Annotated in this window: 20 protein-coding genes and 1 tRNA gene; 6 read left to right on the top strand and 15 right to left on the bottom strand. The window is 67.8% G+C overall.

Annotation, left to right across the window (positions count from 1 at the left end; genetic code table 11):
* Positions 1-100 precede the first annotated feature (100 nt).
* The 4 genes from F1599_RS12865 (at position 101) to F1599_RS12850 (ending at position 4972) form a co-directional block, all read left to right on the top strand.
* The gene (locus F1599_RS12865) at positions 101-1120 is read left to right on the top strand and encodes a tripartite tricarboxylate transporter substrate binding protein (protein ID WP_395895655.1); all 1020 of its coding nucleotides are present in this window, start codon (positions 101-103) and stop codon (positions 1118-1120) included.
* A gap of 50 nt (positions 1121-1170) precedes the next feature.
* Positions 1171-1962 (top strand): enoyl-CoA hydratase/isomerase family protein, encoded by a 792-nt coding sequence (locus tag F1599_RS12860; RefSeq protein WP_149316747.1) that lies wholly within the window; start codon positions 1171-1173, stop codon positions 1960-1962.
* Positions 1963-1966: 4 nt separating this feature from the next.
* Positions 1967-4072 carry an acetate--CoA ligase family protein gene (locus F1599_RS12855; protein ID WP_150083346.1) on the top strand — a complete coding sequence of 702 codons (2106 nt, stop codon included), beginning with the start codon at positions 1967-1969 and terminating at the stop codon, positions 4070-4072.
* Between the two features lie 72 nt (positions 4073-4144).
* On the top strand, positions 4145-4972 hold the full coding sequence (locus tag F1599_RS12850; protein ID WP_150083345.1) for an IclR family transcriptional regulator: 828 nt from the start codon (positions 4145-4147) through the stop codon (positions 4970-4972).
* A gap of 33 nt (positions 4973-5005) precedes the next feature.
* Here the strand turns inward: F1599_RS12850 and F1599_RS12845 are convergent, their stop codons facing one another.
* The 3 genes from F1599_RS12845 to F1599_RS12835 form a co-directional block, all read right to left on the bottom strand.
* The gene (locus F1599_RS12845) at positions 5006-8152 is read right to left on the bottom strand and encodes an efflux RND transporter permease subunit (protein WP_150083344.1); all 3147 of its coding nucleotides are present in this window, start codon (positions 8150-8152) and stop codon (positions 5006-5008) included.
* Positions 8149-9252: an efflux RND transporter periplasmic adaptor subunit gene (locus F1599_RS12840; RefSeq protein WP_150083343.1), complete on the bottom strand. Its 1104-nt coding sequence runs from the start codon at positions 9250-9252 to the stop codon at positions 8149-8151. The genes F1599_RS12845 and F1599_RS12840 overlap by 4 nt, the downstream gene beginning before the upstream one ends.
* Before the next feature lie 77 nt (positions 9253-9329).
* Positions 9330-9947 carry a TetR/AcrR family transcriptional regulator gene (locus F1599_RS12835; RefSeq protein ID WP_149316752.1) on the bottom strand — a complete coding sequence of 206 codons (618 nt, stop codon included), beginning with the start codon at positions 9945-9947 and terminating at the stop codon, positions 9330-9332.
* A gap of 90 nt (positions 9948-10037) precedes the next feature.
* On the opposite strand from F1599_RS12835, the gene F1599_RS12830 reads away from it, so the two are divergent.
* Positions 10038-11498 (top strand): efflux transporter outer membrane subunit, encoded by a 1461-nt coding sequence (locus tag F1599_RS12830; protein WP_150083342.1) that lies wholly within the window; start codon positions 10038-10040, stop codon positions 11496-11498.
* Between the two features lie 182 nt (positions 11499-11680).
* Positions 11681-12277 carry an alpha-ketoglutarate-dependent dioxygenase AlkB gene (locus tag F1599_RS12825; protein WP_190286349.1) on the top strand — a complete coding sequence of 199 codons (597 nt, stop codon included), beginning with the start codon at positions 11681-11683 and terminating at the stop codon, positions 12275-12277.
* Between the two features lie 42 nt (positions 12278-12319).
* Here the strand turns inward: F1599_RS12825 and denD are convergent, their stop codons facing one another.
* From denD to F1599_RS12765, 12 genes are all read right to left on the bottom strand, one after another.
* Positions 12320-13291: a D-erythronate dehydrogenase gene (gene denD, locus F1599_RS12820; RefSeq protein WP_150083341.1), complete on the bottom strand. Its 972-nt coding sequence runs from the start codon at positions 13289-13291 to the stop codon at positions 12320-12322.
* A 106-nt stretch (positions 13292-13397) separates the two neighbouring features.
* Positions 13398-14180: a 2-oxo-tetronate isomerase gene (otnI, locus tag F1599_RS12815; protein ID WP_150083340.1), complete on the bottom strand. Its 783-nt coding sequence runs from the start codon at positions 14178-14180 to the stop codon at positions 13398-13400.
* Positions 14181-14234: 54 nt separating this feature from the next.
* Complete coding sequence (locus tag F1599_RS12810; protein ID WP_149316756.1) at positions 14235-15557, bottom strand: MFS transporter; 1323 nt, start codon at positions 15555-15557, stop codon at positions 14235-14237.
* 91 nt (positions 15558-15648) lie between these two features.
* Positions 15649-16287 carry a 3-oxo-tetronate 4-phosphate decarboxylase gene (otnC, locus tag F1599_RS12805; protein WP_150083339.1) on the bottom strand — a complete coding sequence of 213 codons (639 nt, stop codon included), beginning with the start codon at positions 16285-16287 and terminating at the stop codon, positions 15649-15651.
* A complete protein-coding gene (otnK, locus tag F1599_RS12800; RefSeq protein WP_150083338.1) occupies positions 16284-17636 on the bottom strand; it encodes a 3-oxo-tetronate kinase in 1353 nt (450 codons plus the stop codon). Before otnK ends, otnC begins: the two co-directional genes overlap by 4 nt.
* Positions 17637-17704: 68 nt before the next feature.
* Positions 17705-18598, bottom strand: coding sequence for an L-threonate dehydrogenase (gene ltnD / locus F1599_RS12795; RefSeq protein WP_395895741.1), 894 nt, complete (start codon positions 18596-18598; stop codon positions 17705-17707).
* A gap of 36 nt (positions 18599-18634) precedes the next feature.
* Positions 18635-19339 carry a FadR/GntR family transcriptional regulator gene (locus F1599_RS12790; RefSeq protein WP_150083336.1) on the bottom strand — a complete coding sequence of 235 codons (705 nt, stop codon included), beginning with the start codon at positions 19337-19339 and terminating at the stop codon, positions 18635-18637.
* Positions 19340-19609: 270 nt separating this feature from the next.
* Positions 19610-19694, bottom strand: a tRNA-Leu gene (locus F1599_RS12785).
* Between the two features lie 145 nt (positions 19695-19839).
* Positions 19840-20709 (bottom strand): NAD(P)-dependent oxidoreductase, encoded by an 870-nt coding sequence (locus F1599_RS12780; RefSeq protein ID WP_150083335.1) that lies wholly within the window; start codon positions 20707-20709, stop codon positions 19840-19842.
* Between the two features lie 79 nt (positions 20710-20788).
* Complete coding sequence (locus tag F1599_RS12775; RefSeq protein ID WP_150083334.1) at positions 20789-21988, bottom strand: ABC transporter substrate-binding protein; 1200 nt, start codon at positions 21986-21988, stop codon at positions 20789-20791.
* A gap of 175 nt (positions 21989-22163) precedes the next feature.
* Positions 22164-23315: a methyltransferase gene (locus F1599_RS12770; RefSeq protein WP_223819621.1), complete on the bottom strand. Its 1152-nt coding sequence runs from the start codon at positions 23313-23315 to the stop codon at positions 22164-22166.
* Positions 23316-23392: 77 nt separating this feature from the next.
* Positions 23393-24334 carry a CysB family HTH-type transcriptional regulator gene (locus F1599_RS12765; RefSeq protein ID WP_150083333.1) on the bottom strand — a complete coding sequence of 314 codons (942 nt, stop codon included), beginning with the start codon at positions 24332-24334 and terminating at the stop codon, positions 23393-23395.
* Between the last annotated feature and the right edge of the window lie 61 nt (positions 24335-24395).

Here is a 24395-nt window from a genome sequence, read left to right as displayed (position 1 = left end):
TGCCGAGCGGACAAGGCCTAAGCTGTCTCCCACAAACAAGGCGCGCCTCGCCGGCAGGTGAACAGGCGGCGGCGCTTCAAGGATTTTCAGGAGACGCTTGATGCCATCGATCCGCACCCCGATTTTCGGCCCGATTTTCACTCCATTCGCCCGCCGGCTCGCCAGGGCCGCCATGCCGTTGCTGATGGCCGTTGCCGCGCCGCTGCCCGCGCTGGCCGCCTTCCCCGACAAGCCGATCCGCCTGGTCGTGCCGTTTGCCCCGGGCGGCGGAACGGACCTGATCGCGCGCGCGATGGGCGTCACCATGGGCGAGGATCTCGGCCAACCCGTGCTGGTCGACAACAAGCCGGGCGGCGGCACGATCATCGGGACCGACCTGGTCGCCAAGAGCGCTCCCGACGGCTACACGCTGGTGATGGCCACCATGGCCCACGCCGTCAATCCGAGCCTGCACAAGAAGCTGCCGTTCGATACCGACAAGGCGTTCTCGCCGGTCATGCTGGTGGGGCGCTCGCCCAATGTCCTGGTCGTCAAGCCGGACAGCCCCATCAAGACCGTGCAGGACCTGATCGCAGCGGCCAAGGCGCGGCCGGGCAAGCTCAACTACGCGTCGCAAGGCCCGGGCACCTCGGCCCATCTGGCCGGCGAACTCTTCAAGAAGCTGGCCAAGGTCGACATCACCCATGTGCCGTATCGCGGCGCCGGCCCTGCCATTACCGACCTGCTGGGCGGGCAGGTCGACGCGATGTTCGCCACCGCGGCTGCCGTCGCGCCGCACCTGGAGAGCGGCAAGTTGCGCGCGGTGGCGGTCACGACCGCGCAGCGTTCCCAGGCGCCGGCGCTGAGCAAGGTGCCGACCATCGCCGAGGGCGGCGTGCCCAATTACGTGGCCGACAGCTGGTATGGCCTGTTTGCGCCGGGCGGTACGCCGCCGGCCGTGATCGCGCGACTGAACGCGGCGGCGAAGAAGGCCGTGCAGACCGAAGCGTTCCGCAAGCGCGCCGAGCAGGAAGGCCTGGCCGTCGGTGGCGGCACGCCGGAAGAGTTCGGCCGCTACGTGAAGGGCGAGAGCGAGCGGTGGAGCAAGGTCATCAAGGAAGCCAACATCACCGTCGACTGAGCGCGGCGCCGACCACAGAACCCATTCCATACACCGCACCGGATCAAGACATGGACCACTACTCCCTGATCGAACTGAAGATCGAAGCGGGCATCGCGCTGCTCGCCTTCAACCGTCCCGACAAGCGCAACGCCATCAGCGACGACATGCGCACCGAACTGATCGATGCGCTCGAACGTGTGGCGTCGGACAAGGCGATCCGCGCGCTGGTGCTGACCGGCAATGGCAAGGGCTTCTGCGCCGGCGGCGACGTGGCCGGCATGCAGCGCCGCATGGAAGCGCCGCAGGGCGAGGTGGCGTTCAACGGGTGGAGCCGCCAGCAGCGCGTGCACCATACCGTCAAGCTGCTGCATACGATGCCCAAGCCCACCATTGCGGCGGTCAACGGCGCCGCGGCCGGCCTCGGCGCCGACACCGCGCTGTGCTGCGACTTCGTGCTCGCGTCGGAAGCGGCATCGTTCTCCTGGTCGTACATCCACCGCGGCCTGATCCCCGATGGCGGCGGCATGTATTTCCTGCCGCGCCGCGTCGGCCTGTCGATGGCAAAGGAACTCGTGTTCACCGGCCGCAAGGTGCCGGCGCAGGAAGCCAAGGCGCTCGGCATCGCCGACCGCCTCAGCACGCCCGAAGCGCTGCTCGACGATGCACTGCGCTGGGCCGCGGAACTGAGCCAGGGCTCGGCCACCGCCATCGCGCTGGGCAAGAGCATCATGAACCAATCGTTCGAGCTGCCGGCAGACCAGGTGTTCGCGCAAGGCAGCCAGGCGCAAGGCATCTGCTACACCAGCACCGCGCATCGCGAGTCCGTGCTGGCCTTCCTCAACAAGACCAGCCAGGCCTGACACCATGAACGCCATTCAACGACTGGTCAAGCCGCGCAGCGTCGCCGTGATCGGCGCTTCGGCGGACCCCGCCAAGACCGCCGGCCGTCCCGTGTCCTACCTGCGCAAGCACGGCTTCAGCGGGGCGATCTACCCGGTCAACCCCAAGGTCGATTCGATCGACGGGCTGCGCTGCTATCCCGATATCGCCTCGCTGCCGGAGGTGCCGGACGTCGGCATCGTGCTGCTCGGCGCCGAGCGTGCTCACGTGGCGGTGCGCGAGTTGGCGGCCCGCGGTGCCGGCGCTGCGATCGTGCTGGCGAGCGGCTATACCGAGACCGGCGCGGAAGGCGCACGACGCCAGGCCGAGCTGATCGAGGCGGCCGGCAGCATGCGCCTGCTCGGGCCGAACACCATCGGGCTGGTCAATCTGACCGACAATATTCCGCTGTCAGCCAGCGGCGCGCTCGAGATGGACCGGTTTCCGGCGGGCAGCATCGGGGTGGTGTCGCAAAGCGGCGGCATCCTCGGTGCCTTGCTGTCGCGCGCCGCGGCACGCGGCATCGGGCTGAGCAAGCTGATCTCCACCAGCAACGAGGTGGACCTGGACCTCGCCGACTTCATCGACTACCTGGCCGACGACGAGGCCACCCGCGTGATCGCGCTGTACGTGGAGAGCGTGCGCAATCCGGAAACCTTCCGCCGTGCCGCGCTGAAGGCGAGGCGCGCCGGCAAGCCGGTCGTCGCGTTCAAGATCGGCCGCTCGGAGAGCGGGGCACGGGCCGCCGTGTCGCACACCGGCGCGCTGGCCGGCGCGGACCGCATGTACGACGCGCTGTTCGAGCAGGTTGGCGTGATCCGCGCGCAGAACTTCTCGGACCTGCTCGACATGCCGGCGGCGCTGGCGGCCGGGCGCAAGCTGCGCGGCAAGCGCATCGCCATCCTGACTTCGACCGGTGGTGCCGGCACCCTGGTCTCGGACAGCCTGGGGCTGGCCGGCTTCGAGACGCCCGCACCGGACGAAGACACCGCGGCAAAGCTGCGCGCGCTGCAGAAGGGCGACCATGCGGCGCTCGACCGCAATCCGATCGACGTGACGCTGGCGGGCTTGCAGCCGGACCTGCTGCGCGCCGCGATCCGCATCCTGCTCGATAGTCCGAGCTATGACGCGGTATCCGTGATCGTCGGCTCGTCCGGTCTGGCGATGCCGGACCTGATGGCCAATGCCATCCGCGACTGTCTTCCGGACAGCGACAAGCCGGTGATCGCCTTCGTCAGCCCGCATGCGCCAGAAGTGGGATCGCTGCTCAACCGCCGCGGCGTGCCGGCCTTCACCGCGCCGGAGGCATGCACCGTGGCGCTCGACGCCATGTGGCGGGCCGGCAGGACCGCGACGGACGCCGACGAGGGCACGCCGGCGCTGCCGTTGCCTGACCTCGGTACGGTCGCTACGGGTTCGCTGGACGAGGCCGCGGCCAAGGCGTTTTTCGCGCGCTTTGGCATCCCGGTGGCGAAGGAGGTCATCGTCGGCAACGGCGAGGAGGCGAGCGCCGCCGCGCGGGACTTCGGCGGCAATGTCGTGCTGAAGGTGCTGTCGGCCGAGATCGCGCACAAGAGCGATATCGGCGGCGTGGCGGTCAATGTTCCGGCTGACGAGGTGGCGGGACGGCTGGCAACGATGGCGGCGGCGGTCCAGTCCGCGACGGGCATCGCGCCCGAGCGTTACCTGGTGCAGGAAATGGTCAGGGGCGGCGTCGAGGTTATCCTCGGCATGCACCGCGACGAGCTGGGTACCGCCATCCTGCTGGGCATGGGCGGCGTTGCCGCGGAGCTGTTCAGCGATACCACGCTGCGCCTGTTGCCACCGGGCCAGGGGCTGACGCGGCAGGCCGCGTTCGAGATGATCCAGCGGCTGAAGACCGCGCCGCTGCTGCAAGGCTACCGCGGTCGTCCGGTCGCCGACGTGGACGCGCTGGCGGACGCCATCGTCGCCTTCTCGCGGATGGTAGTCACGCTCGGCGACAGGCTGGTGGAGGCCGAGATCAACCCGGTGTTCGTCTTGCCCCAGGGTCAGGGCGTCGTGGCGGTCGATGGGGTGGCGATATTGGCCGGCGGGGGCAAGGGGGAATGAGGCAAGGGGGGCCGCCCCTTTGCAGCCATCGATGGCGCGGTCCCCTCCTGCATGCGAACGAGCCGATCCGCCATGGAGCACGCTCCTGCCGAATACACTGTCGGCATGGAACGGATCAAGCCAGGCCAAGGCAAGGCAACACCCAATCGCTCGCTCGAACGCGGAATCGCCGTGCTGCGCGCGTTCCGCGCCGGCTCCTCGATGCTGGGCAACGGCGAGATCGCCGAGCGAACCGGCCTGTCCCGATCGACCGTCAGCCGCCTGACGCAATCGCTGATCGAGACCGGCATGCTCGAATACGTCCCGCGCTTGCGCGCCTATCGGCTCGGCGTGTCGGTGCTCAGCATGGCCCACGCCATGCGCGACGGCTCGCAGATCCTCAAGGTCGCGACGCCGGTGATGGTGGAGGCCGCCGTGCGGCACAAGATCAATGTCGGCCTGGCCGCCGCCGACGGCGACGAGATGGTCTATCTCGAGTCGTTCCGCTACAACCGGCGGCAGTCGTTGCGAACGGTCGTCAGCGGGCAGCGCATCCCGATGGCATTGACCTCGCTGGGACGGGCCTACCTCGCGACGCTCGCCCCCGACGCGTTCCAGGCGATGTTGCTGGCGATGGCAGAAAAACACCGGGGCCGCGGCTGGAGCCGCCTGTGCCGCGAAATCGAGGCGGCCGTCGTTTCGGTGCGCGAGAAGGGCTACTGCGTGGCGTCATGGCAGCCGCAGGTGGTTGCCATGGCGACGCCGCTGCAGATCAGTGGCTACGGCGTCCATGTCCTGAACGTCAGCGTATCGACGCAACAGGATATGGAGACCGTCGAGGCCGACCTGGCCGGGCCATTGATGGCGCTGTCCGCGACGATACAGGCGCGGATGCGCCGGCTCGAGAGCGAGATGGCCTGAGGTCTGCCACACCCGGCTTTCGGCCGGACGCGGCTAGCCGCCCGTGACCGGCTCCCGCTCCTGCCAGTGCTCCCGCGTCGGCCGATTCGCGTCGCCGGCGTCGCGATCGAGGGGAGGGCGATCCGTGGCGGGACGGATCCTGAACCAGATGGAGTACATGGCCGGCAGGAACACCAGGGTCAGCACCGTCCCCGCGAACGTGCCGCCGATCAGCGTGTAGGCGAGCGTTCCCCAGAACACCGAATGCGTCAGCGGAATGAACGCCAGGATCGCCGCCAGGGCCGTCAATATCACCGGCCGCGCACGCTGCACGGTGGCCTCGACGACGGCGTGGTACGGACTGAGTCCCTGTTGCTCGTTATGGTGGATCTGGCCGATCAGGATCAGCGTATTGCGCATCAGGATGCCGGACAGCGCGATCAGGCCGACCAGCGCATTGATGCCGAACGGCTCCCGGAAAATCAGCAGGGTCGGCACGACGCCGATCAGGCCGAGCGGACTGGTCGCGAACACCATCACCATCGCTGCAATCGAGCGCACCTGCAGGATGATGACGAGCAGCGTCAGCGCGATCATGATCGGGAACAGCGGCAGCATCGCCACCGTCGCCTTGCCGGATTCCTCGATCGAGCCCGCCTGTTCGATCCGATAGCCGGCGGGAAGCGCATCGACGATCGGCTGCAGCTCGTTCATGACGGCGCTCGATACGTCCGGAGGTTGCAAGTCTTCGGCGATGTCGCCTCGCACGGTGATGGTCGGCGTGCGATCGCGGCGCCGCAGGATGGGGTCCTCCATGCGGACGGAAACGGTTCCTGCCTGCGACAGCGGAATGCGCTGGCCGGCCGCTCCTTCCAGCGTGAAGCCGGCGATCTTCGACGGATCGAGGCGGATATCGCCGGCCGCGCGGCCCACCACCTGTACCGATCGAATGTCCTCGCGGACCTCGGTAAGCGGCACCCCGCTCAGCAGGAACTGCAGCTGCAGGGCCACCGAGCTCGACGTCAGCCCGATGGCCTGCAGACGATCCTGGTCCAGCGTGAAGCGCAAGGTGGGAACACGCGGACCCCAATCCGTATTGACCGTACGCATCATCGGATTGGCATGCATGACCGACTCGACGCGCGCGGCGATGGCGCGCAGCTTGTCCGGGTCCGGGCCCATGACACGGAACGCCACCGGAAACGGCGAATAGGGACCGAATACGAGCTGGGTCACGCGCGCGCGTGCCTCGGCGGCCAGCCCATCGGCGACCGCCCGGCGCAGCCTGGCTTTGAGGGCTTCCCGTTCCTGCTGGTTGCCGGTCAGCACCACGATCTTGGCGAATGACGGATCGGGCAGTTCCGGCGCCATGGCCAGGTAGAAGCGGGGAGCGCCCTGGCCGATGTAGGACGTCACGACCTTCGCCTCGCTCTGCTTCGCCAGCCAGGCTTCGACCTTCGCCGTCGCGGCGGCGGTTTGCTCGATCGCGGTGCCATAGGGCATCTGCACTTCGACAAGCACCTCGGGCCGGTCGGAGGTCGGAAAGAACTGCTTCTTGACCAGCCCCATGCCGAGGATCGCCACCACGAATGCCGCGACGACGGTGCCGGCCACCAGCCATTTGCGGGCGATGACGTGCCGCAGCACCGCGCGCAGGCGTTGGTAGTGGCGAGTGTTGTAGATGGCATCGTGCCCCCCTTCGATCTTCCGGATGTCCGGCAGCATCCTGACGCCCAGGTAGGGCGTGAATGCCACCGCCACGACCCACGATGCGATCAGCGCAATGCCGACGATCCAGAACATGTTGCTGGTGTATTCGCCCGCCGTGGAACGCGCGAAGCCGTTGGGCATGAAGCCGATGGCGGTGACCAGCGTGCCGGACAGCATCGGCGCCGCCGTGTGGCTCCAGGCGTAGGCCGAGGCGGCGAGACGGCTATAGCCTTCCTCCATCTTCACCACCATCATTTCGATGGCAATGATGGCGTCGTCGACCAGCAGCCCAAGCGCCAGGATCAGCGAGCCGAGCGTGATACGGTCGAAGTTCTTGCCGGTGGCGACCATGATGACGAACACGGCCGCCAACGTCAGCGGCACCGCGGCCGCGACGACGAGACCGACGCGCCAGCCCATGCTGAGGAAGCAGACCACCATCACGACGAGCAGGGCGGCGAAAAACTTGGCCATGAACTCGTTGACCGCCGAGCTGATATTGACCGACTGATCCGTGACCTTGGTCAGGGTCATTCCCAGCGGCAGCGCCGCGTTGATTTTGGTGGTTTCCGCCTCGAGCGCCTTGCCCAGGTCGAGCCCGTTCCAGCCATCGCGCATGACGATGCCCAGCAGCAATGCCGGTTCGCCGTTGTTGCGGACCAGGAAGGTGGCGGGGTCTTCGTAGCCGCGCTCGACGGTCGCCACATCCGACAGCTTCAGCGTTCGGCCCTGCGCGGTGATCGGGGTCTGGCGGATTGTCTCCAGCTTGTCGAACGCGCCATCGACGCGGATGAAGACCTGCGGCCCCCGGGTTTCGATGGAACCGGCAGGGGTCAGCACGTTCTGCGCGCTGAGCGCCGCGAAGATGCCCTGCGGCGTGACGCCCAGCGTGGCGAGGCGGTCGTGGGAGAAGGAGACGAAGATGCGTTCGGGCTGCTCGCCGATGATGTTGACCTTCTTCACCCCCGGCACGTGCAGCAGTTGCTGACGCAGCGCTTCCGCCTCGCGCGCCAGCAGCCGCTGCGGCTCGCCTTTGGCCTTGAGCGCCAGCAGTGCAAAGGTGACGTCCGCATACTCGTCGTTGATCATGGGTCCGATGACACCGGCGGGCAACCTCTTCGCCTCGTCGCCGAGTTTCTTGCGGGCCTGATAGAACTCCTCCTGGACCTCCGAAGGCGGCGTCCTGTCGAGCAGCGACACCATGGTGAAGGCCAGTCCGGGGCGCGTGTAGGTCTCGGTGCGGTCATACCACCGCAGCTCCTGCATGCGCTTCTCCAGCGGCTCGACGACCTGGTCCTGCATTTCCTGCGCTGTCGCGCCCGGCCATGCGGTGACGATGGTCATCTGCTTGACCGTGAACGGCGGGTCTTCCGCGCGGCCGAGCTGGAAGAACGCGAGAATGCCCGCGGCGGAGATCAGGACGATCAGGAACAGCGTGATGGAGCGCTCGCGCACTGCCAGCGCCGAAAGATTGAAACGCCCCTCGGTCATCGACGTTCTCCGGCGGTCGTCGCTTCGCCATCGCCGACAGGCCTGACGGTCTCGCCCTCACGCAGCAGATGGGCCCCCAGCGATACGATCCGGTCCCCGAGCTTGAGATTGCCCGACACCTGGGCCATGTCGTCGGTCAAGGCGAGCACCTTGACGGAGCGCCAGACCGCCTTCGCCGGGCTTCCTTCGATGACCCAGACGCCCGGCCCCTTGCCGGGATCGAACAATGCGCCGACCGGTACCAGCAACGACGGGGTGGCATTCGTGCCGTCCGGAATCTCGACGGTGACGGTGGCACCGAGCGGCGCCTGGGCCAGCGCGCCTTCGAGCACGTAGCGGGCCTCGAAGGTACGGCTGAGCCGATCGGCCGCACTGGATATCTGCCGCAACTTCGCCGGCACGGCGGCCTCTCCGTTTCCGTACAGCCTGGCCTGCGCGACTGACCCCACGGCCGGCCGCAGCGTCTCGGGCAGATGCACGACGGCTTCGCGTTGTCCTGCCCGCGCCAGGCGCACCACCGGCTGGCCGGCGCTGACGACCTGACCTGGCTCGACCAGCGTCTCCACCACGACGCCATCCGCATCGGCAAGCAGCACGGCGTAGCTCGACGCATTCTGCGCGACGTCCGCCTGCGCCTCGGCGGCATTGAGTTGCGCGCGGGCCGAATCGGCCGCGGCCTTGATCTGATCGTATGCGGACGCCGACACAGCGCCTTCGGCGACCAGATCGCGGTAGCGCGCTTCGTCGTCCGCCGTTTGCCTGGCGCGCGCCCGCGCCGCGGCGACCGCCTCGCGCTGCGCCCGCGCCTGCAATCCCAGGTCCAGCGGGTCCATGCGCATCAGCGGCTGGCCGCGCCTGACGGTCTGCCCGGTATCGACGAGGCGCTCCAGCACCTTGCCGGAGACGCGAAAGCCAAGGTCGCTCTGCACCCGGGCGGCCACGATCCCCGTGAACGACCGCGACGGGGCGGATGCGGATTGCACCGTTCCCACCCTGACCAGCGGGGCCTCCGTGCGCGGATCGGAGGCAGAGGTGTCGCCGCATGCCGCGAGCGCGAGCGGCAACAGGCAGATGGCAAAGGAGGCAAGGCGCCGGAGCATGGGAATCCTTCCTGACGGAGTCGAATCCCCATTTTTATTCGTGTGACCAATTTAGTCAATGGTCACAGGGAGAAAACTTACGGTGCCAGGCTGCGCAATATCAGGCTGGACAGGTGTCGTGTGGCTTCGGCGGCATTGTCGAGGTTGTGCTGCAGCAGCAGCGGATTGATGTACGGCCGCATCACCAGGAAGATCGCGTTGGCCGCCTCGTCCAGCGGAGTCTTGCGCTCGAACTCGCCGGACTCGCGGCCATCGCGCAGGATCTGCAGCACCAGGTTCCTGAGGTGGTCCTCGTAGGCGCGAACCGACGGCCAGGACTCGCTGGCCGAGGTCGCGGCGATGTCGTAGAGCTTGCGGTCGTTGAAAAAGAGGTGGCTGCCGGCCTCGACCAGCGCGCCGAACATGCGGCGCAGCCGCTCCGACGCGGAGGAGACGTCGGCAACGGCTTCGTCGACGGCCGCCATGATCGCGCTCAGGCGGTTGGAGCAGATGACCTCGCCGATCGCCTGCTTGGAGTCGAAGAACTTGTAGATGTAGGCCTTGGAAAAGCCGATGGCCTTCGCCAGGTCGGAGACGGTCGTCTTCTCATAGCCGTAAAGGCCGAAGTATTCGGTCGCCGCTTCGACGATCTGGTGTCGGACATCATGGTCCGACGGCCCTCGAAGCTGGGGCGCGGGAGAACGTGTCTTGGTCATTCCATCAGATTACCCCGTGCGGTAAGGGTTGACAACGAGTGACCGATTTGTATTATAGTCACTCTCATCCACCCACCCAAGGTTCCGCCCATGCCTTCCCGCCGTCCCCTCGTTCTGCTGCTGTGCGCCGGCGTGATGGCTGGCTGCGCGGTGGGTCCCGACTACCGCCGGCCCGACCCGCCCATTGCCAGCCATTACATCGGGCAGGCGGCCGTCAAACAGGAGCGGGGCATGCCTGCCGCCGAGCTCGCGACCTGGTGGCAGTCGTTTGGAGATCCACTGTTGCCGCGCTTCGTGTCGTGGGCGCTGGAACAGAACCTGGACCTCGCGCAGGCGCAGGCGCGCGTCACGCGGGCGCGCGCCGGACTCAAGGCTGCCAACGCGGCCTTGCTGCCGTCAGGCGTGGTGAGCGGCTCGGCCGCCCGTGCGCATCAGTCGATAGAAACGCCGCTGGGACAGGTCCTCAATGCCACGCCCGGATACGACAGGTGGGGAAGTGCCTACGAAGTGGGCGTGGGAGCGAGCTGGGAGGTGCACGTGTTCGGTGGGCTGCGACGCGGCCGCGAAGCCGCGCTGGCCGACTATCAAGCGACGCAGGCCAGTGCCGTGGCGGCCCGGCTGGCGGTGGCCGCGCAGACGGCGGACATCTACATCGCCATCCGGGGCTTGCAGTCGCGTCTGGACATCGCCCGGCGGCAAGTCGGCACGCAGCAGGACCTGCTGGCGAAAGTCGGGTTGCTGTACGCGAAGGGACTGGCCGCCGAGTATCAAGTGCGACAGACCGAAGGGGCGCTGGCGCGCGTCCAGGCCACCGTTCCCGTCCTGCAGACGGGCCTCGATGCGGCGATGAACGCGCTGGACGTGATGTTGGGTGTCCCGCCCGGCACCCATCGCGCCGAACTCGAAGCCGCGGCACCGATTCCCGCGACGCCGCGGATCACCGAGATGGGTACGCCCGCGGAGCTGCTTCAGCGCCGGCCCGACCTGATCGCCGCCGAACGCCGGCTCGCCGCGGCCAATGCCCGAATCGGCGAAGCAATGGCCGAGTACTACCCGAAGTTCTCGCTGAGCGCACTTCTGGGAAGCGCCACGGCGATTTCCAGCGGCAATCTGCTGACCAGTGGCGCAAGCCAGGCGTCCGGTGTGCTCGGGCTGCGGTGGCGCCTGTTCGATTTCGGCCGCATCGATGCGCAGATCGATCTCGCGAAGGGGCGGGATGCCGAGGCCTTGGCCGCCTATCGCCAGTCCGTGCTGCGGGCCACCGAGGATGTGGAAAACGCCTTCTCGGCGCTGGTCCATCGCCAGGAGCAAGCCGCCGTACTGACGCAAGGGGAGGCCTCGCTCTCCCGTGCCAGAAGATCGTCGTTCGCGGCCTACCAGCAGGGGGCCGCGAGCCTGATCGACGTGCTGCACGCCGACGAATCCCTTCTGCAGGCGGCGGATGCCCGCGCACAGGCACAGACGGAATCGGCGCGAGCGGCCGTCGCCGCATTCAAGGCGCTCGGTGGGGGCTGGCAGCCCTTGCCGCCCGAAGCGCTGGCGATTCGTTGATACGTGAGCAGGCCAATCGCGTTTGCTGCAGGGTGCTTCGCGACGGCGTCGTCGGCGTAGACTGGGCAGGTGCAGGCGGCACCTTCGGGTCCCCCCGCCACACGGTGGATTGCCAGTCGGCTTTCCTGCCGCCCGGCAAACCGGGCCCCGCGGAAGGCGCCGCGAAAGCCAGAAGGAACGCGATGGAACAGTTCAGCTTGTTCGAGGGCGACGCCGCGCCGGCCTCGATTCCGGGTCTCGTCTACCAGCCCGAATTCCTGTCCCTCGACGAAGAGGCGTCCCTCATCGGCATCATCCGCACGCTGCCGCTGGAAGCCGCACGATACAAGGGCTACCTCGCCCTGCGCCGCGTGGTGAGCTTCGGCGGCAGTTACGACTTCGACAGCAATCAATTGCGGCCGGCACAGGCCCTGGATGAGCGGCTGCTGCCGCTGCGCGAGCGCGTGGCGCAATGGGCCGGCGTGCCGCCGGAGCGGCTCGTGCATGCCCTGGTGGCCGAGTATGCGCCGGGCACGCCGCTGGGCTGGCACCGCGACGTGCCGGACTTCGAGCGCGTTTTCGGCGTCTCGCTGGGCCGCGCCGCGCGGCTGCGCTTTCGCCCTTATCCCTACAGCCCGTCGCTACGGCGGCAGATGCTTGCGCTTGAAGTGCAACCCAGGTCGATCTATCGGCTGGAGGGGGATGCCCGTTGGCGGTGGCAGCACAGCGTCGAGCCGACGCGGGAATTGCGCTGGTCGATCACGTTTCGGGAGCGGCGGAACGCGGCGCGTTCGCCCTAGCGCAACTTCGGCGTAGCGCAACTCGCCTTGTCGCAACCCGCCTTAGCGCAACTCATCCTCGATATAGGCCCGCACGACATCGACGAAGCTGGCGTCGCCGCGCAGCCCCAGTTGCTCGGCGCGCGTCGTGTCCCAGCGGCCCGGCCAGCTGCCGACGATCTGCTGCACGCGGCTGTCGGGCTCGCGGCGGATGCGGTTGGCGGCTTCGTCGCCGGCGACCTCCCGCAGGGCGTCGATCATTTCGTCCACGGTCACGGAAACGCCCGGCAGATTGACGATGCGCCGGTTGCCCAGGCGTTCGCCGGGCAGCTCGCTGCCGGCGATCAGCGCCTCGATGGCGCGGCGCGGCGACAGCAGCCACAGGCGCGTGTCGCCCGGCACCGGGCAGATTGCCTCCTCGCCGTTCAGCGGTTCACGAATGATGCCGCTGGCAAACGACGAGGCGGCGGCATTGGGCCGGCCGGGACGCACGCTGATGGTTGGCAGCCGCAGCACGACGCCGTCGACAAAGCCGCGCCGGCTGTAATCGGCCAGCATCAATTCTGCGATCGCCTTTTGCGTGCCATAGGACGATTGCGGATTGAGCGCGGTATCGTCGCGCACCACCTCGGGCAGCGTGCCGCCGTAGACGGCCACCGAGCTGGTGAACACGACGCGCGGCCGATGGCCCCTCGCCCGGCACACTTCCAGCAGCGTGCGCGAGGCGTCCAGATTGATGCGCATACCGAGATCGAAATCGGCCTCGGCCTGGCCGCTGACAATGGCGGCCAGATGGAACACCACGGCGGTATCGCGGTCGATTGCGCGTTCGAGCAGGGCGGCATCGGCGATATCGCCGACCAGCGTGGTGACGCGCTTGTCTGCGAAATCGTTGCCTCGCACGACATCGACCAGCACCAGTTCCGTGATGGGGGCCGGCTTGCCGTCGGGGCCGTTCAGTTCGCCGCGCGACAGCAGCTGTTTGGCCAGACGCTGGCCGAGGAATCCGGCGCCGCCGGTGATCAGCACTTTCATGATCGGTTGCCTTGTTGAAATCGCGATGAATGGGGTAGCGCCGGACGAATGCGCCACTGCCCTGGATTGCCTCGGTGGCCTCGATTGCCCTCGATTGCCGAAGGGGCTACCGCTGCAGCCACGCGCGCAGCCAGCCAAGCCCGTGGGTGGTACCTGCCCTGGGGCGATATTCGCAGCCGATCCAGCCCTGGTAGCCGAGCGCGTCGATCGTCTCGAACAGATAGGGATAATTCAGTTCGCCGATATCCGGCTCGTGCCGCTCCGGCACGCCGGCGATCTGGATATGCCCGATGCCGGCCATGTCCCGCCGCAGCTTGGTGGCCACATCGCCTTCGACGATCTGGCAGTGGTAGCAGTCGAACTGCACCTTCAGGTTGGACGCGCCGATCTCGCGGCAGATCGCTTGCGCGTCGTCCTGGCGATTCAGGAAGAAGCCGGGAATGTCGCGCGTGTTGATCGGCTCGATCAGCACCGTGATGCCGTCGCCTTGCGCCGCGCGAGCCGCGTACTCGAGGTTGCGCAGATAGACCGCGCGTTGCTGCTCGCGCGGCACGCCCGGCGCCGCGAGGCCCGCCATCACGTGCAGCTTGTCGTTGCCGAGCACGCGCGCGTAGTCGAGGGCCGTATCGATGCTGCGCCGGAATTCGTCCTCCCGTCCCGGCAGCGAAGCGATGCCGCGTTCGCCGGCAGCCCAGTCGCCGGGCGGCGCATTGAACAGCGCCTGCTGCAGGCCATTCGCGTCGAGCCGGGACTTCAGTTCGCCCGCCGGAAAGTCGTACGGGAACAGGTATTCGACGGCGCGGAAGCCATCGTTCGCGGCCGCGGCGAAGCGGTCCAGGAACGCGTGCTCGTTGTACATCATCGAAAGATTGGCGGCAAAGCGTGGCATGGCAGCAAGTCGTGATGGGTTGGGAGAAGGCGGCGCAAGCGCGCCGCGTCCATATTAGCGGTTGACCAGCCTGGCCGGCGTCAGCCACACGGCGACGGCGCCAAGCACCAGCATGCCGGCCAGCACATACATGCCGCTGGCCGTGCTGTTGGTGGCGTCGCGCAGATAGCCGATCAGATAGGGGCTGGCAAAGCCGGCCAGATTGCCGATCGAATTGATGATGGCGATGCCGGCCGCGGCGGCGCTGCCGGCCAGGAACGCGGTCGGCAGCGACCAGAACAGCGGGGCGCAGGTCAGCACGCCGGCGGCGGCCACGGACAGCGCCACGATGGACAGCGTCGTGTTGCCCGCCGCGGAAGCGGCGACGGTGAAGCCGATGGTGCCCATCAGCGCCGGTACGATCAGATGCCAGCGCCGCTCCCGGCGCTTGTCCGCGCTGTGGCCGAACAGGTTCATCGCCACGATGGCCACCACGAACGGGATCGCGCTGAGCAGCCCGATTTCCAGCGTGCCCTTGATGCCCGTCGATTTGACGAAGGTCGGCATCCAGAACGTCAGGCCGTACTGCCCGGACACGAAGGCGAAGTAGATCAGCGACATCCACCACATGCGCGGGTCGCGAAATACCGCGCGCAGCGAATGCGCGTTCTTCTGCTGCTCCTGCGGCTGCGCGGCGATCTCGTCGGCCAGCAGCTGCTTCTCGCGCTCGGTCAGCCATTTGGCGCTGCGGATGTTGTTGTCCAGATAGAGGATCGTCGCGATGCCGATCAGCACCGCGGGGATGGCCTCCAGCACGAACATCCACTGCCAGCCGTGGAAGCCGGCGCCGCCGTGGAAGCTCTCCATGATCCAGCCGGACAGCGGATTGCCGAAGATGCCCGATACCGGAATCGCCGACATGAATACCGCGATGATCTTGGCGCGGCGGTGCGATGGAAACCAGTAGGTGAGGTAAAGGATCACGCCGGGATAGAAACCCGCCTCCGCCAGCCCCAGCAGGAAGCGCAGCACGTAGAACTGCGTCGGCGTCGTGACGAAGGCGAACATGGCCGACAGGATGCCCCAGGTGATCATGATGCGGGCAATCCAGATGCGGGCGCCGAGCCGGTGCATCAGCATGTTGCTCGGCAGCTCGAACAGGAAGTAGCCGAGGAAGAAGATGCCGGCGCCCAGGCCGAACACCGTCTCGCTGAACGCCAGATCCTGCGACATCTGCAGCTTGGCGAAGCCGACGTTGACGCGGTCCAGATAGGCCACCACGTAGCACAGCATCAGGAAGGGCACGATGCGCCAGAACACCTTGCGGTAGGTCAGGTCGAGTTCGGCTTTGCCGGGTGCGTCGACGTAGGCGGCCGCTGCCGCGTCGTAGGCTGTCATGGATTGTCTCCTTTGGATGGTGTCGGGCCGGCTGTCGCGCCGGCTCCGGTGTGCGTGACGAAAGCCCGTGCACACCGCGGGCTGGCGCGCGCTACCAGCGTGCGCCGAAGGTCTGGCGTAGTTCTTCGAGGGCCGCGGCGTCGAGCGGCGCCGGCTTCGGATCGGTCATCAACCACAGGCGCGCGGTTTCCTCGAGTTCTTCGAGCGCCCAGGACGCCTGCGACACCGACGCGCCCCACATCACGGGGCCGAGCCGATCCAGCAGTACGCCACGCACGCGCGAGGCCAGCGCGGCGACCTGCGCCGCCACCTCGGGGTCGCCGGGGCGCCGATAGCGCAGCAGCGGAATATGGCCGACCTTCATCACGTAATAGGGCGTGATCGGCGGCAGCACGTCGTCCTCGCTCCAGACGCCGGCCAGCGTCAGCGCCACCAGATGGGTAGAGTGGGTATGGACCACGCCGCGCGCCTCGGGGTCGTTGGCGTAGATGCCACGATGCAGGGCCAGCGTCTTCGATGGCCTGTCGCCGGAGACATGCCGGCCGTTCGCATCGACCTTGGCGATGCGCGCCGGGTCCAGGCGGCCCAGGCAGGCATCGGTGGGCGTGATCAGCCAGCCGTCATCGAGTCGGGCGCTGATATTGCCGGCGCTGCCTACCGCATGCCCGCGCGCATACAGGCTCGCACCAATCGTGCAGATTTCCTCGCGCAGTCGGGCTTCCTCTCTCATTGCGAGCCTCCTTCCAGCTGACGCAGCGCTTTGGCAAAGAAGTCCACCGCGCCGAAATTCCCCGACTTGAGCGCCAGCCCCAATGGCTCGGCGTCGATGGTGGCGGTGGCCGGCACGCCGGGATCGATCTGTGCGCCGATCTGCAGCGAATTGACCTCGAGCGCCTGCACGACGGCGCCCGACGTCTCGCCGCCGGCGACGACGAACTTGCGCACGCCCATCTCCCGCAAACCGCGCGCGATGGCGGCGAGCGTCGCCTCCACCAGTTGGCCGGCCTCCGTCACGCCGAGCGCCTGCTGCACGCTGCGTACTTCGTCGGGCGTGGCGGTGGCATAGATCAGTACCGGCTCGGGCAGATGCGAACGGGCAAACGCCAGCGCCTGCTCCACCACCGCTTCGCCGCGTGCCACCGCGAGCGGGTCGATGCGGAAACTCGGGCGGGCGTCTGCTGCCGAGTTCGTATTGGAATCGGAGTTCGTTGTCTCCCCGCGCCAAGCCGCCACCTGCGCATTGGTGGCCTGCGATGCGCTGCCTGCCAGCACGGCGGCGTAGCCCTCGATGCGCGGCAATTGCGCGGCATCGGTGCGTTCGGCCAACAGACCCGCGCGGCGGAAGTTGGCGGGCAAGCCGAGCGCGATGCCCGAGCCGCCGGTCACCAGCGGCAGGTCGGCGCAGGCCTCGCCCAGGACATGCAGGTCGCGATCGGACAGCGCGTCGGCGATCGCCAGCCGTACTCCATCGGCGCGCAGCTGCCCGATCGCGTCGTGCACCGCGGCCGGGCCGGCGGCAATCGTGTCGTAGCGGATCAGACCGACCTTGCCGCGGGTTTGCCGTTGCAGCACGCGCACCAGGTTGGCATCGCGCATCGGCGTCAGCGGGTGGTTCTGCATGCCGGACTCGTTGAGCAGCGCATCGCCGACGAACAGATGACCGCGATAGACGGTCCGGCCGTTCTCCGGGAAGGCCGGACAGGCGATCGAGAACCCGGGCTGGTCGCCGAGGGCATCGAGCAGTGCTTCCGCCACCGGGCCGATGTTGCCGGCGTCGGTCGAGTCGAAGGTCGAGCAGTACTTGAAGAAGAACTGGCGGCAGCCCTGTTCGCGCAGCCAGGCGAGCGCGCCCAGCGATTGCGCAATGGCATCGGCCGCGGTGATGGTGCGCGATTTGAGCGCCACGACGATGGCGTCCGCCTGCAGCGGCGCGGCGGACGGCGGCACGCCGATGGTCTGCACCGTGCGCATGCCGCTCTTGACCAGCATGTTGGCCAGATCGGTGGCGCCGGTGAAATCGTCGGCGATACAACCAAGAAGCGGGCCCGGAAGCGGGCGGGGCGAGTTGGACTGGGACATGGGCAAACGGGGAGAGCGGGCAGCGGCAGCGGGCGACGGAGGACGAGCGACGTTCAGCGTGGCTGTCGTCAGCGTGAGGGCGGCAGCGTGATGCCGGGGAAGGTCTTGATCACCGCGGAGTCGTCCTCGCCACCATGGCCGGCGCTGGACGCGCTCATGAACATCTGGTGAGCGGTGGCCGACAGCGGCAGGGGAAACTTGCTGCGGCGCGCGGTATCGAGCACCAGGCCCAGGTCCTTGACGAAGATGTCGACCGCCGACAGTGGGGTGTAGTCGCCATTGAGGATATGCGGCACGCGGTTCTCGAACATCCACGAGTTGCCGGCGCTATGGGTTATCACGTCGTACAACGCGTCGGGATCGACGCCCTCGCGCAGACCGAGGGCCATCGCCTCGGCCGCGGCCGCGATATGCACGCCAGCCAGCAACTGATTGATGATCTTGACCTTGGAGCCGGCACCGTACTGCTCGCCGAGGCGATAGACCTTGCCGGCCATGGCCTCCAGCACATCCTCGCAGGCGGCATAGGCGGCCGCCGGTCCCGACGTCATCATCGTCATCTCGCCCGACGCCGCGCGTGCCGCGCCGCCCGACACCGGGGCGTCAAGCATCAGCAGTCCCGCCGCTTCCAGGCGCTCGCCCAGTTGCACGGAGAAGTCCGGGGCCACCGTGGCGCTGGCGATCACCACGCTGCCGGGCTTCATGCGGGCCGCCGCGCCCCGCTCGCCGAACAGTACCGCTTCGGTCTGCGCGGCATTGACCACCAGCGTCACCACCACGTCGCACTGCGCGCCCAGTTCGGCCGGCGTGGCGCAGGCGATGCCGCCTTCGGCAGCGAACGCCCGCAGCACATCGTCGCGCACGTCGCAGGCGTGGACGCGAAAGCCGGCGCGCAGCAGCGAACGCGCAACGCCGAGGCCCATGGCACCGAGGCCGATGACTCCAATATGTCGTGACATGATCTGTTCCTGGTTGGCGCGTGCCGCCGCTACGGCCGCTCAGCAGATGCCGGCTTGCGACAGCCGGCGCTCGGCGTTGTACAGGTGGGTGAGGGCGGCATTGCGCGCCGCCATGGGGTCGCGTGCGCGGATCGCGTCGACGATGGCGGCGTGTTCCTCGCGAACCTGGCGCGAGAAATCGTCGCGTGTCGCCTCGTTGCGGCGGGTCACTGCGACGCCGGCCTCGAGGTACTGGTTCAGGAAATTCAGTGTCTTGATGAAATAGGGGTTGCCGGTCACCGCGGCGATCTTGCGGTGGAAGGCCACATCCTCGGCCACGCCATCGCGCCCGGCGGCGACCGCCTCGTCGATGTTGGCCAGCGCCGCGTCGATGTCGGCGATATCCCGGTCCGTGCAGCGCCGCGCGGCCTCCGCCGCCACCTCCGCCTCGATGGCCCGGCGCACCGCCAGCAAATGCGGCATCGAGCTCGCCTCCACCGCCTCGGCGTAGTCGATGCGCAGCGGCCGGATCGCGCCATGCTCCTTGACGAACACGCCGCTGCCCTGGCGCGGCTCGACCACGCCTTCGTTCTTGAGCCGGGAAATCGCCTCCCGAATCACCGTGCGGCTGACGCCGAACTGCTGCGCCAGCACGGCCTCGGTGGGCAGCTTGCCGGTGGCCGCAAAACTGCCGATCTCGATCTGCTTGAGCAGTTGCTGAGCGACCGTATCGCTCATCGCGGGGGCGGAAACCTTGTCGAACATGGCTTGGACCGGTGTGATGCCTTATCAGGTAATAAGGTCATCATACAAATTTCGGCGGAGGGGGTTCCATTGGGGTCAACCCTTGGGAACGGGCTTAAGGAGCCGAACCCGCTGGGTGCCACGCGGTATCAAATGTCGTGATACCTCGTGATACCTCTCGATACCGGGCAGCAAAGGCGACCAGTAAGGTGCGCGAAAAACCCACGCCGATGCATGTCCCTAAGGGGGATGCTGGCCAAGCAATGTAGACAAGAGGGAATGGATTCGTGATGGTGCCCGGGGTCGGACTCGAACCGACACGCCTTGCGGCGGGGGATTTTGAGTCCCCTGCGTCTACCTGTTTCACCACCCGGGCGGGTGCGCGATCGTGCCGGAGGGTCGCCGGAGAAACGGCGGAGGCACTGCGCTGAGCAGCGGATTATGCCGCAAATCGACTGGCCGGACAACCAAGGGGGGGCCGGCCACGGACTGGCCGGGCGCCGATTGGCCGGCCGCAGACCTCAGCCCTGATCCTCCAGCACGCGCAGCAGCGACGAGGTGTCGTCCTTGCCCCAACCGTTGCGCATCAGGGTTTGCAGCTGCGCCGCGGTGGCCTGCATCGCGGGCAGGGCGAGGCCCGCTTCGCGGGCGACGTCGGCGGCGAGGCCGAAGTCCTTGTCGTGCAGGCGCGCCTGGATGCCGGCGGCGAAATCGCGGGCGACCATCTTCGGCCCCATCATGTCCAGCATGCGGCTGCCGGCCATGCCGGTCGACATCGCCTGGAGCACGCGCTGCATGTCGACCTGCTGCGACTGCGCGAAGCGCATCGCCTCGGCGATCCCTTCGATATTGACCACCTGCGCAATCTGGTTGCACAGCTTGGCGACCTGGCCCGCGCCGTTGTCGCCGATATGCGTGATGGTCTTGCCGTAGCACGCGAGCAGCGGCCGAACGCGCTCGAGGACCTCGGCCTTGCCGCCGACCATGATGGTCAGCGTGCCGGCCTCGGCGGCGACCGTGCCGCCCGACACCGGGCAGTCGAGCGCCTCGATGCCGCGTTCGGCGAGCGCCTGGGCGATCCCGCGCGTGACCACGGGCGAGATCGTGCTGTGGTCGATGCAGATCGTGCCCGGCGCCGCGCCTTCGATCGCGCCGCCTTCGCCGAGCAGCACCATGCGGACATCCTCCGACGAGGTCACGTTGGTGAATACGACCTCGGCGCCGCGAGCCGCCTCGGCGGGGCTGAAGAACGGTTCGGCGCCCAGTTCGCGCGCCGCGTCGGCGGCTTCCGGCCGGCGCACCGAGGCGCGTACGGTGTGTCCGGCCGCGAGCAGATGGCGCACCATCTGCGAGCCCATCGCGCCCAGGCCGATAAAGGCGATCGTAGTCATGACGACAACTCCTTGCTGATCTTGTTGTTGCGCGGCACCGGGCGCCGGCCAAGAAAGGCCGCGCCCGGCAATGCCGGCCTTATTGTCCCGCGTAACTGAACTTGCCGTTGCGGATCACGCCCATTACGCGCGAGCGCTGATCGAAGCCCTGGTGGTCGCGCGGGCTCAGATTCAGCACGCCGTTGGGCACGGTCAGATTGGCGGTGGTTTCCAGCGCGGTGCGCATGGCCTGGCGGAACTCGCGCGTGCCGGGCTGCGCGCCGGTCTTCAGCGCGCGCTTCGCGGCATCATCGAGCAGTTGCCACGCGCCCCACGCATCGCCGGCGAACTGCGTGATCGAGTCCGCGCCGTACTTGGCCTCGTAGCGGGTCACGAAGTCGAGCGCGACCTTCTTGACCGGATGGGTGTCGGGCAGCTGGCGCGCGACCACGACGGGGCCGGTCGGGAACAGCGTGCCCTCGACATCCTTGCCGCCCATGCGCAGGAATTCGCCGGTGGCGATGCCATGGGTCTGATAGACCTTGCCCTTGTAGCCGCGCTCGCCCAGCGTCTTCTGCGGCAGCACCGACGGCGTGCCGGCGCCGGCGATCAGGATCGCGTCGGGGTTGGCGGCCATCAGTTTGAGCACCTGGCCGGTGACAGAGGTGTCGTTGCGCGAGAAGCGTTCGCTGGCGACCACGCGGATCTTGCGGACCTCGGCCAGCTTGGAGAACTCGCGCCACCAGCTCTCGCCGTAGGCGTCGTTGAAGCCGATGAAGCCGACCGTGCGCACGCCGTGGTTGCTCATGTGCTCGGTCAGCACGGTCGCCATCTGCGAGTCGTTCTGCGGCATCTTGAAGGCCCAGCGCCGCTTCGGGTCGGTCTGCGGCTCGACGATCGCGGCCGAGGCGGCCAGCGCAACCATCGGGGTTTCGCCCTCCGATACCGCGTCCAGCGCGGCCAGCGCGGTCGGCGTGATGTTGGGTCCGACGATCACGTCGACCTTTTCCTCGGAGATCAACTTGCGGACGTTGCGCACCGCGGCCGAGGGGTCCGAGCCGTCGTCGAGCAGGATGTACTCGGCCTTCTGCCCGCCCAGCGTCGCCGGCCACATCAGGATGGTGTTCTTCGACGGAATGCCGATCGACGCGGCCGGGCCGGTGGTCGAGACGTCGATGCCGACGCGGATGTCGGCGTGCGCGGTGCCGCTGAGCAGGGCGCTCGCGGCGCCGACGGCGGCTAGCGCCAGCGTGACCGGGCGCAGCGAGCGTCGCAGGCGGGGCAGGGTGGATCGTGGCATGGGGTCTCCTCCTTCGGCTTGTTGGCTTCTGTCTGGCTCATCCAGCTTCGATGTGGCTTCCATATGGCTTCGATCCGGCTTCGATCCGGCTTCGATCCGGCTTCGATCCAGTCCTATAGGGCTTCCATCCGGCTTCGATCGGACTTCCATCCCGTCGGGTCCGGCATCAGCCGGGCTAGCCGGCTGTCTTCGGCGCGAGCCGCCACAGCGAGGTCATCTCCGCGGCTCGGGCCGCATGCAGCGGATCGTCGGCGTCGGCGGCGCGGGGATGGCGCGGCTTGATGTCGATGCGGCCCAGCACCTGCAGCCCGGCGGCCTCGATCATGCCGAGCAGCGCCTCGCGGCTGCGCAGGCCGAGATGCTCGGCGAGGTCCGACAGGATCAGCCAGCCTTCGCCGTCATCGGTGAGATGCGCGGCCAGGCCCGCGAGGAAGCCGCGCAGCATGCGGCTGTCGGGATCGTAGATCGCATGTTCGATCGGCGCGTTGGCGCGTGCCGGTACCCAGGGCGGATTGCAGACCACCAGCGGGGCGCGGCCCGACGGAAACAGGTCTGCCTGCACGATCTCGACCTGTCCGGTCAGCCCCAGCCGGGCGATATTGTCGGCGGCGCAGCCCAGCGCGCGCGGGTCCTGGTCGGTGGCGACGACGCGGGCCACGCCCCGTCGCGCCAGCATCGCGGCCAGCACGCCGGTGCCGGTGCCGATATCGAATGCCAGCGATTCGCGCGCCAGTGCCTTCGGCAACGGTGCCTGGCCGACGAGATCGACATACTCGCCGCGCACCGGCGAGAACACGCCATACCAGGGATGGATGCGGTCGCCCAGCGCCGGCACCGGCACGCCCTTCTTGCGCCATTCGTGCGCGCCGATCAGGCCCAGCAGTTCGCGCATCGAGGCGACATAGGGCTGGTCGCCCGGCCCGTAGGCCTCGGTGCAGGCCTCGCGCACATCGGGCGCGCGGCGCAGCGGTACGGTGTGATCGGCCCCGAACGGCAGCAGCAGCATGCCCAAGGTGCGGGCGCGCTGCGCCTGCGCCTGCCGATGCAGATGGAAGGCCTCGGCCGGCGTGGCCGGCGCGGGCTTGGCCTTGGCTTGGCGCTGGGCCCGGCGGGGCTTGCGTTCGACCCGGCGCGCCATCGCCTGCAGCAGCTGGCGCGCGTTCTGGAAGTCGCCGCGCCACAGCAGGGCGGTGCCCTCGCAGGCGAGGCGGTAGGCGGTATCGGCGTCGGTGCGGTCGTCGGCGATCACCACCCGTCGCGGCGGCGGCATGCCGGCCTCCGAGCGCCAGCGGGCGCGGTGCGTCACGCCTTCCTCGGTCCACTCGATGGTGGGCTCGGCCGTGGCGCCGAGGGTGGTCTCAGGCGCGCCGTCCTGGCTGGGCCGCTGTTCAGGTTGATGTGCGCTCACAGTTCGTACGCCTCGTGGTCGCCCGACATCGCCTGCTCGACCAGCTTGCGGTTCAGCGTCGGCGAGAACAGTTCGATGAAGGTATAGACGAAGCTGCGCAGGTAGGCGCCCTGCTTGACGGCCAGATGCGTCACATTGGTGCCGAACAGGTGGCCGGCCGGGATGCCGCGCAGATTGCGGTCGCGCTCGGGGTCGAACGCCACGCCGGCGACGATGCCGATGCCGAGGCCGATCTCCACATAGGTCTTGATCACGTCTGCGTCGATCGCCTCCAGCACGATGTCCGGCTGCAATTGCCGCAACTCGAACGCCTTGTCGATCTTGGTCCGGCCGGCGAAGTTCGGGTCGTAGGTGACGATCGGATAACTGACCAGGTCCTCCAGCGACAGGTGCGGCTTGTCCAGCAGCGGGTGGTCCGGCGGCGTCACGATGGTGTGCTGCCACTGGTAACCGGGCAGCGACACCAGATTCTTGTCGCCGGAGATGCCTTCCGTGGCGATGCCCAGGTCCGCATGGTCGTGCAGCACCATGTCCGCGATCTGCGCCGGGTTGCCCTGCTGAATGGAGAGGCGCACCTTCGGGTATCGCTTGGTGAACTCGCCGATGACGCGGGGCAGCGCATAGCGCGCCTGCGTGTGCGTGGTGGCGATCGTGAAGTTGCCCTGGTCCTGGGCGGCGTAGTCCTTGCCGACCCGCTTCAGGCTCTCGACCTCCTGCAGGATCTTCTCGACCGAGGTCAGGATGCGGCGGCCCGGCTCGGTCAGGCTGCGGATCCGCTTGCCGTGCCGAGTGAAGATATCGACACCCAGCTCTTCCTCGAGTTCGATGATCGCCTTGGAGACCCCGGGTTGTGACGTGTAGAGCGCTTTAGCAGCTTCGGTCAGGTTGAAGTTCTGACGGACGGCCTCGCGCACGAAGCGGAATTGGTGCAGGTTCATATATCGTCGTCCGTATAAACAAACAACTTCTTATTAGTTTGAGATATGAGGCGAGTTTATT

The organism is Cupriavidus cauae, assembly GCF_008632125.1.
GTDB classification, from domain to species: Bacteria; Pseudomonadota; Gammaproteobacteria; order Burkholderiales; family Burkholderiaceae; genus Cupriavidus; species Cupriavidus cauae.
The sequence above is the reverse complement of the archived record's forward strand: the minus strand, read 5'-3'. Positions and strand labels throughout refer to the sequence as shown.

Coding starts and splice junctions, on each gene's coding strand:
- F1599_RS12865 (WP_395895655.1), top strand. CDS start 101: ATGCCATCGATCCGCACCCCGATTTTCGGCCCGATTTTCACTCCATTC.
- F1599_RS12860 (WP_149316747.1), top strand. CDS start 1,171: ATGGACCACTACTCCCTGATCGAACTGAAGATCGAAGCGGGCATCGCG.
- F1599_RS12855 (WP_150083346.1), top strand. CDS start 1,967: ATGAACGCCATTCAACGACTGGTCAAGCCGCGCAGCGTCGCCGTGATC.
- F1599_RS12850 (WP_150083345.1), top strand. CDS start 4,145: ATGGAGCACGCTCCTGCCGAATACACTGTCGGCATGGAACGGATCAAG.
- F1599_RS12845 (WP_150083344.1), bottom strand. CDS start 8,152: ATGACCGAGGGGCGTTTCAATCTTTCGGCGCTGGCAGTGCGCGAGCGC.
- F1599_RS12840 (WP_150083343.1), bottom strand. CDS start 9,252: ATGCTCCGGCGCCTTGCCTCCTTTGCCATCTGCCTGTTGCCGCTCGCG.
- F1599_RS12835 (WP_149316752.1), bottom strand. CDS start 9,947: ATGACCAAGACACGTTCTCCCGCGCCCCAGCTTCGAGGGCCGTCGGAC.
- F1599_RS12830 (WP_150083342.1), top strand. CDS start 10,038: ATGCCTTCCCGCCGTCCCCTCGTTCTGCTGCTGTGCGCCGGCGTGATG.
- F1599_RS12825 (WP_190286349.1), top strand. CDS start 11,681: ATGGAACAGTTCAGCTTGTTCGAGGGCGACGCCGCGCCGGCCTCGATT.
- denD (WP_150083341.1), bottom strand. CDS start 13,291: ATGAAAGTGCTGATCACCGGCGGCGCCGGATTCCTCGGCCAGCGTCTG.
- otnI (WP_150083340.1), bottom strand. CDS start 14,180: ATGCCACGCTTTGCCGCCAATCTTTCGATGATGTACAACGAGCACGCG.
- F1599_RS12810 (WP_149316756.1), bottom strand. CDS start 15,557: ATGACAGCCTACGACGCGGCAGCGGCCGCCTACGTCGACGCACCCGGC.
- otnC (WP_150083339.1), bottom strand. CDS start 16,287: ATGAGAGAGGAAGCCCGACTGCGCGAGGAAATCTGCACGATTGGTGCG.
- otnK (WP_150083338.1), bottom strand. CDS start 17,636: ATGTCCCAGTCCAACTCGCCCCGCCCGCTTCCGGGCCCGCTTCTTGGT.
- F1599_RS12790 (WP_150083336.1), bottom strand. CDS start 19,339: ATGTTCGACAAGGTTTCCGCCCCCGCGATGAGCGATACGGTCGCTCAG.
- F1599_RS12780 (WP_150083335.1), bottom strand. CDS start 20,709: ATGACTACGATCGCCTTTATCGGCCTGGGCGCGATGGGCTCGCAGATG.
- F1599_RS12775 (WP_150083334.1), bottom strand. CDS start 21,988: ATGCCACGATCCACCCTGCCCCGCCTGCGACGCTCGCTGCGCCCGGTC.
- F1599_RS12765 (WP_150083333.1), bottom strand. CDS start 24,334: ATGAACCTGCACCAATTCCGCTTCGTGCGCGAGGCCGTCCGTCAGAAC.